The sequence below is a fragment of the Bradyrhizobium sp. BRP20 genome (genome assembly GCF_020194215.1).
Classification (GTDB): Bacteria; Pseudomonadota; Alphaproteobacteria; order Rhizobiales; family Xanthobacteraceae; genus Bradyrhizobium; species Bradyrhizobium yuanmingense.
Window position 1 is genome coordinate 57477 of the sequence record NZ_JADYVY010000010.1, and the last position, 14332, is coordinate 71808.

A 14332-nucleotide genomic window follows, 5' to 3' on the forward strand; every position below is an offset into this window, starting at 1 on the left:
CTATCAGATTGCGCGCCTGAGAAAAGCAGCAGGCTGACGCAAGCCTCTTGCCTCGCACCGGCCGACATAGTCAACTCCGGCAAAACAAGAGCGGAAACACCAGGGGGAACGCGATGTCCTCGTTCGAGACCATCCTCGTGGAACGGCCTGAGCCGGCGATCGTCCGTGTCGTGATGAACCGGCCCGAGGCGCGCAACGCGCAGAACCTGCAAATGACCTACGACCTCAACGCCGCCTTCGACGCGGCGGTGCAGGACGATGCGGTCAAGGTGATCATTCTCGCCGGGAACGGCCCGCACTTCTCCTCCGGCCACGACCTGCGCCCCGGAGACAAGAATACCGCAGGGGTCGATTTCCCGCCGATTGGAAATTGGGGCGGTTTCGCCGAGCCGAACGCCCATGGCCGGTTCGCCCGCGAGCAGGAGATTTATCTCCAGATCACCCGGCGCTGGCGCAATCTGGCAAAGCCCACCATTGCCGAGGTGCATGGCAAGTGCATCGCCGGCGGCTTGATGCTGGCCTGGGCCTGCGATCTCATCGTCGCCAGCGACGATGCGCAGTTCTGCGATCCCGTCGTCACCATGGGCGTGTGCGGCGTCGAATGGTTCGTGCATCCCTGGGAGCTGGGACCACGCAAGGCCAAGGAGTTCCTGTTCACCGCCGACAGCTGGAGCGCGCAGGAGGCGCACCAGCTCGGCATGGTCAACCAAATCGTGCCGCGCGCCGAGCTGTCGTCGCGCGTGCTGGAGCTGGCGCGAAGGATCGCAACAAAACCGTCCTTCGCGCTGAAGCTGACCAAGGAGGCGGTCAACCGCTCGGTCGACGTCATGGGCCAGCCGGCCGCGATCGACCAGGCCTTCGCGCTGCATCAGCTCTGCCACGCGCACAATCTCCAGGAGTTCGGCATGATCGTCGATCCATCCGGCCTGCATCCCTCCGTGCGCAAGCCGCCGGCCGCCGCGGAGTAGACGCGATGGATCTCAATCTCAGTGACGAGCAAAAGTTGCTGCGCGAGAGCGCGGAACGATTCGTGGCCGAAAGCTACGATGCCGACCACCGCCGCAGAATCGCGAATGATCCGCTCGGCTTCAGCCCGGCCGTTTGGAAGCAGTTCGCCGAGCTTGGCTGGCTGGCGCTGCCGCTTCCGGAAGAGTTCGGCGGGCTCGGCGGCGGCGCGGTCGATATCGGCATCTTGATGGAGGCCTTCGGCCGGGGCCTGGTTTCTGAGCCTTATGTCGCAACAATCGTGCTCGGGGCCGCGCTGATCGCCAGATGCGGCACCAGCGAGCAGAAGCAGGCGAGCGTGCCCAAGGTGGCGGACGGATCACTGAAGCTTGCCCTGGCGCATTCGGAGCGCGCCGCCCGGTTCGATCTTGCCAAGGTCACGACCAGCGCCAACAAGACCGGACAAGGCTGGCGCCTTTCCGGCAGCAAGATCGCCGTGCTCGACGGACATGCCGCCGACGAGATCATCGTCTCCGCCCATATCCACGATCATCGAGGCCCCTCGGGCCGGATCGGCCTGTTCCTCGTGCAGGCGACGACGTCAAGCCTCGTCATCAGTGATTATCCCCGTCTCGGCGGCGGACGCGCCTGCAACATCGAGCTGTTCGACGCGCATCTGCCGGAAGACGCCCTGCTCGGCGACGGCAGCGACGCCGTGCCCGCGATCGAATGGGCGATTGATCGCGCCATGGCCGCGCTCGGTGCGGAAGCTGTCGGCATCATGCAGACGCTGCTCGACACCACGCTCGACTACACCAAGATCCGAAAACAATTCGGCCGGCCGCTCTCCGCCAACCAGGTGATCCGCCACCGCCTCGCCGACATGGCGATGCAGGTGGACGAGGCCCGCTCGATGGCGCTGCGCGCGGCGTTGAAGGCCGATAGCGCGCCGATCGAGCGTGCCCGGGCAGCCTCGGGCGCGAAGGCGAAGATCGGCAAATGCGCGCGCTTCGTCGGCGAGCAGTCGATCCAGCTCCATGGCGGCATGGGCGTCACCGAGGAGCTTGAGGTCGGCGCCTATTTCAAGCGCCTCGTCGCGTTCGACACGCTGTTCGGCGGCAGCGCGCATCACTATGCCCGCCACGCCGAGCTGAGCCGCAGGGCCATCTCTGCTTAACAAGGAGCGCATCATGGACCTGTCGTTCAATGCCGAGGAGCGCGCCTTCCAGAGCGAGGTGCGCGGCTTCATCGCCAAGAATCTCACCGAGGAAATGAAGCGCGCGACCGCGCTGACGCCATCGGTGTTCTCCGATCCCGACATCGGCATGGCCTGGCAGCGCGCGCTGCACGCCCAAGGCTGGGGCGCGCCGGGCTGGCCGGTCGAATATGGCGGCCCCGACTGGACGCCGGCGCAGCGCTGGATCTTCGAGACTGAATGCGCCCGCGCCGGCGTGCCCAACGTCAACGTGATGGGCGTGAAGATGGTCGGGCCCGTCATCATCGGCTTCGGCAGCCCCGAGCAGAAGAATTTCTACCTGCCGCGGATTCTCTCCGGCGAGGATTATTGGTGCCAGGGCTATTCCGAGCCGGGCTCCGGCTCAGATCTGTCGTCCCTCAAGACGCGCGCGGTGCGCGACGGCGACGACTACATCATCAACGGCACCAAGATCTGGACCACGCACGCCCATCACGCCAACCGCATGTTCGCGCTGGTGCGCACCAGCGATGGGCCGCGGCAGCAGGACGGCATCAGCTTCATCCTGATCGACATGAAGACGCCGGGCATCACCATCCGTCCCATCCTCACCATCGGCGGCGACCACGAGGTCAACCAGGTGTTCTTCGACGACGTCCGCGTGCCCGTCGCCAACCGCGTCGGCGAGGAAGGCAAGGGCTGGACCTACGGCAAATATCTGCTTGAGTTCGAGCGCGGCGCGGGCATCGCCTCGGCCAAGCTGCGCGAAGGATTGAAGGCGGTTGCCGATCTTGCCGAGTCCGACCTCACGGGCCGCGCCATCGACAGCCCCGACATCGCGACGCGGATTGCCGAGGTCGAGGTCGACATCGACGCGCTCGAGATGACGGAGCTACGCGTGCTCTCGGCACTCCAGACCGGCCAGAATCCCGGCGCGGTGTCGTCGATCCTGAAGCTGCGCAACAGCGAGATCCGCCAGGCCGTGACGCGGTTGGGAGCCGACGTGATCGGCCACGACGCCCTCGCCGTCGAGCCGATGCGCCCGCTCTACAAGCTCAACCACGAGCCGGCGACGCCTGAGGAGATGCTGACGGTGATGCCGGAATATCTCAACGGCCGCGCCTACACCATCTTCGGCGGCACCTCGGAAATCCAGCGGGATATTATCGCGAAGATGATGCTGGGGATTTGACGGGCGGGCTGGCGTGGATAGAGCCACTCGCTCGGTGTCGTCCCCGCGAAGGCGGGGACCCATAACCACAGGAAGATGTGGTTATGGGGACTCGGAGTTGCCAGCTTCGCACGACAACCACTTCCTGTGGTTATGGGTCCCGGGCTCGCGCTTTGCGCGCCCCGGGACGACGGTTGAGTCTGCTGCGACAGCTAGAGCAACAAAGCGTTGGGCTCAACCCGCCGCCTTCGCGTCCCGGATCGCCTGCCAGATCTTCTGCGGCGTCAGGGGCGTGTTCAGCTGGGTGATGCCGAGCTCGGCGAGCGCGTCCATCACGCCGTTGGTGACGCAGGGCGGGCCGCCGATGGCGCCGGATTCGCCGCAGCCCTTGGCGCCGAGCGGATTGGTGCGGCAGGGCGCGGAATCATCCAGCGTCACTACGATCGGCGGCACGTCGTCCGCGCGCGGGATGCAGTAATCCTGGTAGCTCGCCGTCAGCAGCTGGCCGTCGGCATCATACGACACGCCTTCATACAGCGCCTGGCCGATGCCTTGCGCGACGCCGCCATGGATCTGGCCGGTGACCAGCATCGGGTTCACGGCGACGCCGACGTCGTCGACCGTGGTGTAGCGCACGACCTTGGAGACGCCGGTCTCGGGGTCGATCTCGACCTCGCAGATATGCGTGCCGTTCGGCCAGCTGGGACCATCGACCTCGCCTTCGGAATCGACGCTGAGCCTGGCGCCGCTCTCCTTCTCGGCGAGATCGAACAGGCTGATGCGGCGGTCGGTGCCGACCACGGTGAGCATGCCGCCCTGATATTCGATATCCTCGACCGAAGTCTCCAGCACGTTCGCGGCCTTCTCGCGCGCCTTCTGGATCAAGTCATTCGAGGAGACCGCAACCGCGGTGCCGCCGACGAACAGCGAGCGCGAGCCGACGCTGCCGAAGCCCATGGCAAGATCGGTGTCGCCCTGCACCACGTCGATCTTGTCCATGGCAATGCCGAGCGTGTCGGAGATCATCTGGGTGTAGGTGGTCTGCAGCCCCTGCCCCATCGCCATGGTGCCGGAATGCAGCACAACGCGGCCTTGCGAGGTCGCTTGCAGCGTGACCTTCTCGGTGTGGGCGCGGCCGCCGGTCCACTCGATGTAGGAGGTGAGTCCGCGGCCGTAGAGCAGGCCCTTCTTCTTCGCGGCCTTCTTGCGCGCGGCAAAGCCGTCCCAGTCAGCGAGCTTCACGGCGCGGTCGAGCATGTGCGCGAAGGCGCCGGAATCGTAGACCTGGCCGGCCGCATTGGTGTAGGGCAGCTGCGCCGGCTTGATGTAGTTGGCCTTACGGATCGCGCGCGGATCCATGCCGATTTTTCGCGCAGCGGCGTCGAACAGGCGCTCGACGATGAACACCGCCTCAGGGCGGCCGGCGCCACGATAGGCCCCGACCGGCGCGGTGTGGGTCATCACCGACTGCACCTCGAAGTGCACCAGCGGCAGGTCGTAGACACCGGTCTGTACGAACGGCCCGAGCACCAGCGGGATGATGTTGGCCGCGCCCGAGGAATAGGCCCCGGTGCAGCCGATCGACTTGACGCGATAGGCCAGCACCTTGCCCTTGTCATCCAGCGCGAAGGACGCCGTGGACGTGAGATCACGGCCGTGGGTACCGCCGACGAACTCATCGGTGCGGTCGCCGCGCCAGCGGATCTTCTTGTTCAGCTTGGTCGCGGCATAGGCGACGATGCCGTCCTCGGGATAGAGATTGGTCTTCTGGCCGAAGCCGCCGCCGATGTCGCCGACCAGCACGCGGACACTGTCCTTGGGACGCTTGAGCACGGCTTCCGCCAGCACGTCGCGGGTCGAGGCCGGCGTCTGCGACTGCACGTGCAGCAGGAGACGGCCGGACTTCTTGTCGATCTCGGCAATGGTCGAGCGCGGCTCCATCGCGGACGGAACGAGACGCTGGCTGACGATATCGAGCTCGACGGTGTGCGCCGCCTTGGCAAAGGCCTCGTCGACCTTGGCGGCGTCGCCGTAAGACATCGCGCCGACGATGTTGTCGGGCGCCTCCGGCCACACCACGGGCGCGCCTGATTTCACCGCCTCGACGGGATCGACCACCGCGGGCTGCACATCGTATTCGACCACGATCGCCTCGGCCGCGCTCTGCGCCTCCACGCGCGATGACGCCACCACCGCGGCCACGGCCTCGCCGGCATAGCGGACGACCTCATGGGCGAGCAGCCGGCGCGGCGGCACCGTCATCGGCTTGCCGTCCGGGCGCTTGAAGATGTTCAGCGTCGGGATGGTACCGATGTCGTCCTTGACGAGGTCCGCGCCGGTGTAGATCGCGGCAACGCCCGGCATCGAAGCCGCGGCGCTGGTGTCGATCGAGACGATCTTGGCGTGGGCGTGCGGCGAGCGCAGCACGTGCAACCACAGCGCGCCGTCTGCAGGCTTGTCGTCGATGAACTGTCCCTTCCCGGTGAGCAGCCTCTGGTCTTCCAAACGCTTGACGGGCTGCCCCGCTCCGAAACGCAAATTGCCGGGAAGAATGTTCATTCCGCTGTATCCTCGAGATCGGGAAAAACGACGGCGGCGGTTTTAACCGATTTTGCGCGCCAGACAACCGAGCCCCGGCGCATCGGCAATGCGCGTCAGGGCCCCTTGCAGGCGCGGATTGGGCGGCTAGGACCTGTCGATATCGACAATGCTCACATTCACATCACGGGTGTCCGAGCCGCGCTTGACCGTGAGCCGAACGGTCTTTCCGGCCCCGGCCTGCTCGAGCGCATCGGTCAGGTCGGCAAGGCGCCGCACCGGCTTGCCTTCCACCGCGGTGATGATGTCTCCGACCGCTCCCGTGGAAAAGTTGACGCCGCGAATCCCCGCCCGCTCGGCAGGACTGCCGGGGGCCGTCCGCACCACGATCACCCCTTCGACAGCAAGCCGGGTCGAAACATCCTCGCCGGCGGCCACGATGCCGATGCCCGGCGTCGGCACCCGGCCGTTGCGGATCAGCTCGGGCACGATCCGGTTCACGACATCGACCGGCACCGCGAAGCCGATGCCGGCGTTCGATCCGGAGGGCGAGATGATCGCAGTCGTGACGCCGATCAGCCGGCCGGCGGAATCCAATAGCGGCCCGCCCGAATTGCCGGGATTGATCGCGGCATCGGTCTGGATGACGTTCGCGATCTCCCGGCCGCCATGGGTCGGGAGCCGGCGCTTGAGCGCGCTGATGATGCCAGAGGTCATCGACTGATCCAGCCCGAAGGGATTGCCGATCGCGAAGGCGGATTGTCCGACTTTCAGGTCGCTCGAACTGCCGAGAGCGATCGGCGCTGGAAGCTGGCGCACGCTGCGGATGCGCAACACCGCGAGATCGTAATTGGGCGCCGTGCCGACCAGGTCGACCTGGGCCACCTCACCCGAGGCAAAGCGCACGGCGATCTCGCCGCCATTGGCGACAACATGATTGTTCGTCACCAGGTGGCCGTCGCGGTCCCAGACAAATCCCGTGCCGGAAGCACCGCCGCCGGCCTGGCTCTCCTCGCCCATGAGGGGACTTGCCGCCGACTTGGCCGCAACCTGAACCACCGACGGCGATACGCGCTCGAAGATGTCGATGGTTGCCTTCTCGCCGTCCCACAGCGGCCCGCGCTGCTCGACGGCACGTGCGGAGGGCGCGGCCCATGGGACATACGAGACGGGGACATGCAGGATCTTCGCGGCCGTGACCGCGACCAGCAGGGCGGCGAAGGCTGCCGCGGCAATCGCATAGCGACGATTCATTGGGTGATCACCGTGTCTTGTGCTGAATGCGGGCTGTGAGATGCACATGCATGAAGTGGCATGATCTCGCTTACGCAGCAACGTCGCAAACGCGCGGAAGTTTCTCGGTCAGGTATGGACCATTTTGCGCCCGGCACGGATGCCGGGGCATATTGCCGCGTGGCGAGCTATTCCAGCTCGCGCAGCGCCGTTTCCACGATTTTGCGCGCATCCGCCGTCAGTGGCGCCTGCGGCGGGACGGGGCCGCCGACGTCATAGCCCTGGATCGCAAGGCCGGCCTTGATGCACGCCGCGAGATTGAAACGGGCGAAGGCTTCGTTGATCCGCCACAGCCGCCGCTGCAGCGCCATGGCCTCGTCCCAGCGGCCGGCCGTGCATAGATCGTAGAGCATCACGCTCTGGCGCGGGATGATGCAGGCAGGTCCGGCCATCCAGCCGCGGCCGCCGATCAGCATCACCGCCGCCGGAATGTGGGCGGAGGCGGAGAACACGCGCAAGGAGTCCCCGCAGCGGTTCATGATCGAGAGCAGCCGACCGGTGTTGGTCGAGGCATCCTTGATGTAGCCGATGCGCGGATGCTCGGCGAGGCGCGCGATGACGTCGAGCGTGAGATCGGAGCGCTGGAATTGCGGATTGGTGTAGATGACGACGGGAATGTCGACGGCATCGGCAATGGCGCGGAAATAGGATTCGACCTGCGCATCGGCCAGGGGGAAATACGCCTCCAAAATCGCAAGGATGCCGTCGGCCCCACACTTCTGGCAGGCTTTCGCCTGCGCCACCGCATCCGCCGTTGCGGTCGAGGCGACGCCGGCGATAACAGGCACGCGCCCCTGCGCGGCCTCAATCGTGGTCTGCACGACCGCCATGCGTTGCGCGGCGTTTAGGTAAGCGAATTCGCCGGTCGAGCCCAACGGCGTCAGCCCGTGCACGCCGGCGCCGATCAGGTCGTCGCAGAGTTTTGCCAGCACGTTGGTTCGCACCGTGCCGTCGGCATCGATGGGCGAGACGAGATACGGAAAGACACCGTGGAATTCGGACATGCGGCGCTGATCCCGGTCGATTGGTTTGCGGCTGACCGCTATTACCAATGCCGGCGCCGGCGATCAAACCCTGAGCAGACGCACCCGCGTGCCCCAGGGATCAATCGCCTCCACCCCATCCGCAAGCGCCGTGACCTTCACACCGCCTTTGCGCAGCCGTTCTTCCTGCGCGGCGAGCAGCTCCGGGTTCGCCATCACCAGCGAGAACCAGGCAAGACCGGTCGTGGACTCGTCGCGCTGGCCGGCGCCCTGGCTCTGCCAGACATTCATGCCGAGGTGATGGTGATAGCGGCCCGACGCCAGGAACGCCGCGCCGCTGCGGCGGCGGGTCGGGTCGAGGCCGACGGTGCCGTGATAGAAGCTCTCGGCCTGGGCGAGATCGCCGACGCGCAGATGCATGTGGCCGATGCGCATTCCATCCGGCGCCTTGGCATAATCGGGAACGCGCGTATTGGTGAGCGACAACAGGTCGGGAATGTTGAGCTCGTCGGTCGCCATCTTCACGCTACCCTCGCTCCATTGCCATTGCGAGGGGTCGCGGTCGGCATAGACCTCGATGCCGTTGCCTTCGGGGTCGTCGAGATAGACGGATTCGGAGACGAGATGATCGGCAAAGCCCGACAACGGCACGCGGTGCGAGGCGGCATGAACCAGCCAGCGCGCCAGATCCTTGCGGGTCGGCATCAGGAAGGCGGTGTGGTAGAGGCCTGCGGCGCTGCGCGATTCAATCGCGGCTTCGGGACGGGCCTCCAGCACCAGCAGCGTGAGGCCTGATGTGCCGAGCTTGGCTGTGGCCGCCGAGCGCTCCATCACGGTGAGCCCGATCACATCGCGGTAATAATCTGCGACTTTGTCGAGGCTCTTCACCCGCAGCGTCACCATGCCGACCCGCATCGGCGTACGGCTGGCAAAGGTGGGGCCGCCGCCCTGCGCTGTGTCCCTCGGCACGGGCCGCGGCTGCGGCGGCCATGGCGAGCGAGGTGGCGCCGGCGAGCTGCAGCAGGGTGCGGCGGGTCAAGTCGATGGTCATCGGTCGGGCTCGCTGGAAATCCTCGAGGCCAAATGGCCCAATTTTGGGATTGCTACACGTTCCCGTGAGGCGCTCCCAATCACATGTTCGTCGGTCGCGGTCTTGCGGAGGCCGTCCTGGTCCTGGCCACCCGGCCAGTTTCGCAATCGCCCGCGGCATCCCAGATTGAGGACAACTTACGGGAGCCCGCCATGACTGATCTTAGTCCCCTGTCCTCACTGTCCTCCGCGCTCGCGGACATTGTGGCGCGCACCGCGCCGTCCGTCGTCTCCGTGCATTCGCATCGCGCTCGCGCGACCGGCTTCGTCTGGAAGAGCGGCCTGATCATCACCGCCGATGAGGCCCTCGCCGACGAGGGCGAGGTCGAGATCAGCCTCGCCGACGGTCGTCGGGTCGCTGCCACGATCGCCGGCCGCGACCACACCACCGACATCGCGCTGCTGCGCACTGAGGCCGCGGTCGCGCCGGTCAAGCTCGCCGCAACCGTCCCGCCGCTGGGCGCATTGTCGGTCGTGGTCGCGACCAGCCGGGAGACACCAAGCGCGGCGCTCGGGATGGTGTCGGCGTCCGGAAAGAGCTGGCGTTCCTTGCGCGGCGGCGACATCGACGCGCGAATCGAGCTCGACGTCCGCCTGCGCGGCAGCCAGCAGGGTGGGCTCGCGCTCGATGCATCGGGCGAAGCCTTCGGCATGGCCGTGCTCGGGCCGCGGCGCGTGCTGGTGATCCCGACCGCGACGATCGAGCGTGTCGCGCCCCAGCTCGAGGCGCGCGGCCGCATCGCGCGTGGCTATCTCGGCCTCGGGCTGCAGCCGGTGCAGCTCGACGACGGCATCGGCGCCATGGTCATGAATGTCGACAAGGCTGGGCCTTCGGCCGCGGCCGGCATTCGCCAGGGCGACGTGATCGTTGCAGTCGACGGCCAGAAGCTGTCGGGCGTGCGCGCGCTATCGCGGACACTGGGACCTGCGAGCGTCGGCGCGGTGGTGGACGTCGCCGTGCACCGTAGCGGCGAGCCGGTCAGCTTCAAGGTCACGGTCGGGGAAAGGCCGGAGGCGTGAGCGAGGACAAGACGGCCGAGATCGTACTATCGCTGGAGATCGACGATGCCGCCCTCGCCGATCGCCTGGCGGCCCTGCTCGGCAATGTCGCCGGGCTTCGCCTCGCAGCGCCCGGCGAGCAGCCCGCCGCAACGATCGTCGCCCGCGATACGCGCATCATGCCTGCGGACATCGCGCTGACGCAGCGCGAGCTCGACGTGCTCGCGCTGATGGCCGAGGGCGCGTCCAACAAGATGATCGCGCGGCAGCTCGGCATCTCCGTGCACACCGTGAAATTCCATGTCGGCTCGTTGCTCGACAAGCTCGACGCCACCGGCCGCACCGATGCGGTGGCGCATGCGGCGCGCCGCGGCGTGATCGAGCTTTGACAGCCCTAACGGCGCCGCTCAGCCGCTACACCCGCTTGCCGTTGTTCTTCTCCGCCGCGCGGCGCAGCGCTTCGGCGAGCGCGCCGCCGCCCGAAGATTCCTGCTTGCGCGGCGCAGACGACGTCATGCGGCTTGCGTTGCGCTGATTGTTGTCGCGCTGCATGCCGGGGGCGTCCTTCTTAGGCCCGACCTCGTCGTCGAGGCGCAGCGTCAGCGAGATGCGCTTGCGGGCGACCTCGAAGTCCAGCACCTTCACCTTGACGATGTCGCCGGGCTTCACCACCTCGCGCGGGTCCTTGATGTAGGTCTTCGACATCGCCGAGATGTGCACGAGGCCATCCTGGTGCACGCCGATGTCGACGAAGGCGCCGAAGGCGGCGACGTTTGTCACGGTGCCCTCGAGGATCATGCCCTTCTTGAGATCCTTGATCTCCTCGACGCCTTCCTTGAACACCGCCGCCTTGAACGCAGGGCGCGGGTCGCGACCGGGCTTTTCCAACTCGCGAAGGATGTCGGTGACGGTCGGCAGACCGAAGGTCTCGTCGACGAAATCCTTCGGCTTCAGCGTGCGCACGACGTCGCTGTTGCCGATCAGCGCCTTGATGTCGCTCTTGGTCGCTTCGAGAATCCGGCGCACCACGGGATAGGCCTCCGGATGCACGCCGGAGGCATCAAGCGGATCCTCGCCGCCGAGGATGCGCAAGAAGCCCGCGCACTGCTCGAACGCCTTCGGCCCGAGCCGCGGCACGTCCTTGAGCGCCTTGCGCGACTTGAACGGACCATTGGCGTCGCGATGCGCCACGATGCTCTGGGCGAGGCCGGAGCCGACGCCCGAGACGCGCGCCAGCAGCGGCGCGGAGGCGGTGTTGACGTCGACGCCGACCGCGTTCACGCAATCCTCGACCACGGCATCGAGCGATTTGGCGAGCTTGGCCTGGCCGAGGTCGTGCTGATACTGGCCGACGCCGATCGCCTTCGGCTCGATCTTGACGAGCTCGGCGAGCGGGTCCTGCAGGCGCCGCGCGATCGACACCGCGCCGCGCAGGGTGACGTCGAGGCCGGGCAGCTCCTCCGAGGCGAAGGCCGAGGCCGAATAGACGGACGCGCCGGCTTCCGACACCACGATCTTGTTCATCTTCAGCTCAGGCAGACCCTTGACCAGCTCGGTGGCGAGCTTGTCGGTCTCGCGCGAGGCGGTGCCGTTGCCGATCGCGATCAGCTCGACGCGGTGCTTGATTGCGAGCCGGCCGAGCGTCGCCAGCGACTCGTTCCATTGCCGCTGCGGCTCGTGCGGATAGATCGCGGTGGTGTCGACCACCTTGCCGGTGGCATCGACGACGGCAACCTTCACGCCGGTGCGGTAGCCGGGATCGAGCCCCATGGTGACGCGGGTGCCGGCGGGCGCGGCCAGCAGGAGGTCGCGCAGGTTCGAGGCGAACACGCGCACGGCCTCGGTCTCGGCCGAATTCCACAGCCGCATGCGCAGATCGATATTGAGATGCACCTGGATCTTGGTGCGCCAGGCCCAGCGCACGGTATCGATCAGCCAGCGGTCGCCGGGACGCTTGAGATCGGCAATGCCGAACCGCTTCATGATCTTCAATTCATAGGCGCTCGGCACGCCCGGCGGCGGCGCCTCGGCCTCGGGCTGAATTTGCAGGTCGAGAATTTCTTCTTTCTCGCCGCGGAACATCGCGAGGATGCGGTGCGAGGGCAGTTTTGTCAGCGGCTCGGAGAAATCGAAATAGTCGGCGAACTTCTCGCCCTCGGTCTTCTTGCCGTCGCGCACCTTGGAGGCCATGCGCGCATTGGTCCACATCTCCTCGCGCAGGGCGCCGATCAGATCGGCGTCCTCGTCGAAGCGCTCGACCAGGATGGCCCGGGCGCCGTCGAGCGCGGCAGCGGCGTCAGCGACGCCCTTCTCGGCGTTGATGAAGCCTTCCGCCACGATCTTCGGATCATTGCCGGGCTCAGCCATAAGCTGATTGGCGAGCGGCTCGAGGCCGGCTTCCTTGGCGATCTCCGCCTTGGTGCGGCGCTTCGGCTTGAACGGCAGATAGATGTCCTCGAGGCGGGCCTTGCTGTCAGCGGCCACAATCGAGGCCTCGAGCGCCGCATCGAGCTTGCCCTGCTCGCGGACAGATTCGAGAATGGCCTTGCGGCGGTCCTCGAGCTCGCGCAGGTAAACCAGGCGCTCCTCCAGAGTGCGCAATTGCGCGTCGTCGAGCGCACCGGTCGCTTCCTTGCGGTAGCGGGCGATGAAGGGAACCGTGGCGCCGCCGTCGAGCAGCGTCACCGCCGCCTCGACCTGCTCGGCGCGAACCCCAAGCTCCTGCGCAATTTTCTGGTTGATGTTGGCCACGCGAGATTCCCTCTAATCCAAGCTCGCGGGCGCAGGGGCGAACCACCGGCCGCGGGACGCCGCTTATGGACCAACCCAGGTTGATTCATCAAGGTGCGGTGCGCAACCGTCGACAGAGGATTTTTTGCCCGACCGATGCGATCTCGCCACATTCGTGGGGGCGCGGCGACTTGACATCGGCCCCGCGTTCCGCGCCTGCTTGCTCCCGCCGGGCCAATGAACTCTCCGCACGAGGACCAATCATGCGTACCACATCGGTCGGCGTCTTCAGGATCGCCACCACGGGACCCGGCGACGTCTCCGGCCTGATGGACTTGATCGTTTCAGGCGCGATCGATCCCACCTCGATCCTCGCCGTTCTCGGCAAGACCGAGGGCAATGGCGGCGTCAACGATTTTACCCGGGAATACGCGGTGGCCGCGCTATGTACGGCGCTGGCACCCAAGCTTGGCCTGTCGGCGGAGGCAGTCGAGCAGCGTATCGCCTTCGTGATGTCCGGCGGCACCGAGGGCGTGCTGAGCCCGCACATCACGGTGTTCACGCGCAGCGAGGCCGAGCGGCCGGCAGGCCTCTCCGGCAAGCGCCTCAGCATCGGCATGTCGCACACGCGGGATTTCTTGCCCGAGGAGCTCGGCCGCGCCGCGCAGATCGCCGAGACAGCGAAGGCCGTGCAAACCGCGATGGCGGATGCCGGCATCAACGATCCCGCGGACGTTCATTTCGTGCAGATCAAGTGCCCGCTGCTGACCAGCGAGCGCGTTGCGGCGGCAAACGCCCGCGGCAACACAACGGCAACGACAAGCGCTTACAGCTCGATGGCCTATTCGCGCGGCGCGTCCGCGCTTGGCGTTGCGGTCGCGCTCGGCGAGATCAGTTCCGACGTCGGCGACGAGGACGTGCTGCGGCGCTATGATCTGTTCTCCAAGGTGGCCTCGACCTCGTCGGGGATCGAGCTGATGCATAACGTCGTCATCGTGCTCGGCAACTCGGCATCTTCAGCGAGTGAGTTCGAGATCGGCCATGCCGTGATGGAGGATGCGATCGACGCCGCGGCGGTGGTATCGGCGTTGAACAGCGTCGGGCTCGGCGCGGCGCCGCAAACCACCGCGGGCCGCACGCTCGTCAACATCTTCGCCAAGGCGGAGGCCTCGCCTAACGGCACAGTGCGCGGCTTCCGCCACACCATGCTTGAAGACACCGACATCAGCGCGACACGCCACGCCCGCGCAGCGGTCGGCGGCCTGATCGCGGGCCTTGCCGGCACCGGCGCAATCTACGTGTCCGGCGGCGCCGAGCATCAGGGGCCGGCCGGCGGCGGCCCGGTTGCAGCGATCGCACGACTGTCGGATTGATAGCCGGCAGCCCGAC

The 14332-nt window shown here is 66.7% G+C and carries 10 protein-coding genes and 1 pseudogene; 6 read left to right on the plus strand and 5 right to left on the minus strand.

Annotated elements, in window-relative coordinates:
- Positions 1 to 113: 113 nt before the first annotated feature.
- From I6F33_RS23185 to I6F33_RS23195, 3 genes are read left to right on the plus strand one after another with little or no spacing between them, the layout of a single operon-like run.
- Entirely contained in the window at positions 114 to 968 is an 855-nt protein-coding gene (locus I6F33_RS23185) for an enoyl-CoA hydratase (RefSeq protein WP_036028670.1), read from the plus strand.
- Between the two features lie 5 nt (positions 969 to 973).
- A complete protein-coding gene (locus tag I6F33_RS23190; RefSeq protein WP_225144239.1) occupies positions 974 to 2122 on the plus strand; it encodes an acyl-CoA dehydrogenase family protein in 1149 nt (382 codons plus the stop codon).
- A 13-nt stretch (positions 2123 to 2135) separates the two neighbouring features.
- Positions 2136 to 3332 (plus strand): acyl-CoA dehydrogenase family protein, encoded by a 1197-nt coding sequence (locus I6F33_RS23195; RefSeq protein WP_225142135.1) that lies wholly within the window; start codon positions 2136 to 2138, stop codon positions 3330 to 3332.
- Between the two features lie 213 nt (positions 3333 to 3545).
- Here the strand turns inward: I6F33_RS23195 and I6F33_RS23200 are convergent, their stop codons facing one another.
- The 4 genes and pseudogenes from I6F33_RS23200 to I6F33_RS23215 form a co-directional block, all read right to left on the minus strand.
- The gene (locus I6F33_RS23200; protein ID WP_225144240.1) at positions 3546 to 5870 is read right to left on the minus strand and encodes a xanthine dehydrogenase family protein molybdopterin-binding subunit; all 2325 of its coding nucleotides are present in this window, start codon (positions 5868 to 5870) and stop codon (positions 3546 to 3548) included.
- Between the two features lie 126 nt (positions 5871 to 5996).
- Positions 5997 to 7103 (minus strand): S1C family serine protease, encoded by a 1107-nt coding sequence (locus I6F33_RS23205; RefSeq protein WP_036009668.1) that lies wholly within the window; start codon positions 7101 to 7103, stop codon positions 5997 to 5999.
- A gap of 167 nt (positions 7104 to 7270) precedes the next feature.
- On the minus strand, positions 7271 to 8146 hold the full coding sequence (locus I6F33_RS23210; protein WP_036009666.1) for a dihydrodipicolinate synthase family protein: 876 nt from the start codon (positions 8144 to 8146) through the stop codon (positions 7271 to 7273).
- A 63-nt stretch (positions 8147 to 8209) separates the two neighbouring features.
- Positions 8210 to 9176 (minus strand): annotated as a pseudogene (locus I6F33_RS23215) (VOC family protein).
- 191 nt (positions 9177 to 9367) lie between these two features.
- Here I6F33_RS23215 and I6F33_RS23220 point away from each other — a divergent pair.
- Together I6F33_RS23220 and I6F33_RS23225 are read left to right on the plus strand one after the other, a co-directional pair.
- Positions 9368 to 10234, plus strand: a complete 867-nt coding sequence (locus I6F33_RS23220) for a S1C family serine protease (protein WP_225144241.1) — start codon at positions 9368 to 9370, stop codon at positions 10232 to 10234.
- A complete protein-coding gene (locus tag I6F33_RS23225; protein ID WP_225144242.1) occupies positions 10231 to 10602 on the plus strand; it encodes a helix-turn-helix transcriptional regulator in 372 nt (123 codons plus the stop codon). Before I6F33_RS23220 ends, I6F33_RS23225 begins: the two co-directional genes overlap by 4 nt.
- 25 nt (positions 10603 to 10627) lie before the next feature.
- On the opposite strand, the gene I6F33_RS23230 is transcribed toward I6F33_RS23225, so the two are convergent.
- Positions 10628 to 12964 carry a Tex family protein gene (locus I6F33_RS23230; RefSeq protein ID WP_225144243.1) on the minus strand — a complete coding sequence of 779 codons (2337 nt, stop codon included), beginning with the start codon at positions 12962 to 12964 and terminating at the stop codon, positions 10628 to 10630.
- 242 nt (positions 12965 to 13206) lie between these two features.
- Here I6F33_RS23230 and I6F33_RS23235 point away from each other — a divergent pair, with 242 nt between their 5' ends.
- The gene (locus tag I6F33_RS23235; protein ID WP_225144244.1) at positions 13207 to 14316 is read left to right on the plus strand and encodes a ring-opening amidohydrolase; all 1110 of its coding nucleotides are present in this window, start codon (positions 13207 to 13209) and stop codon (positions 14314 to 14316) included.
- The last annotated feature ends 16 nt before the right edge of the window (positions 14317 to 14332 follow it).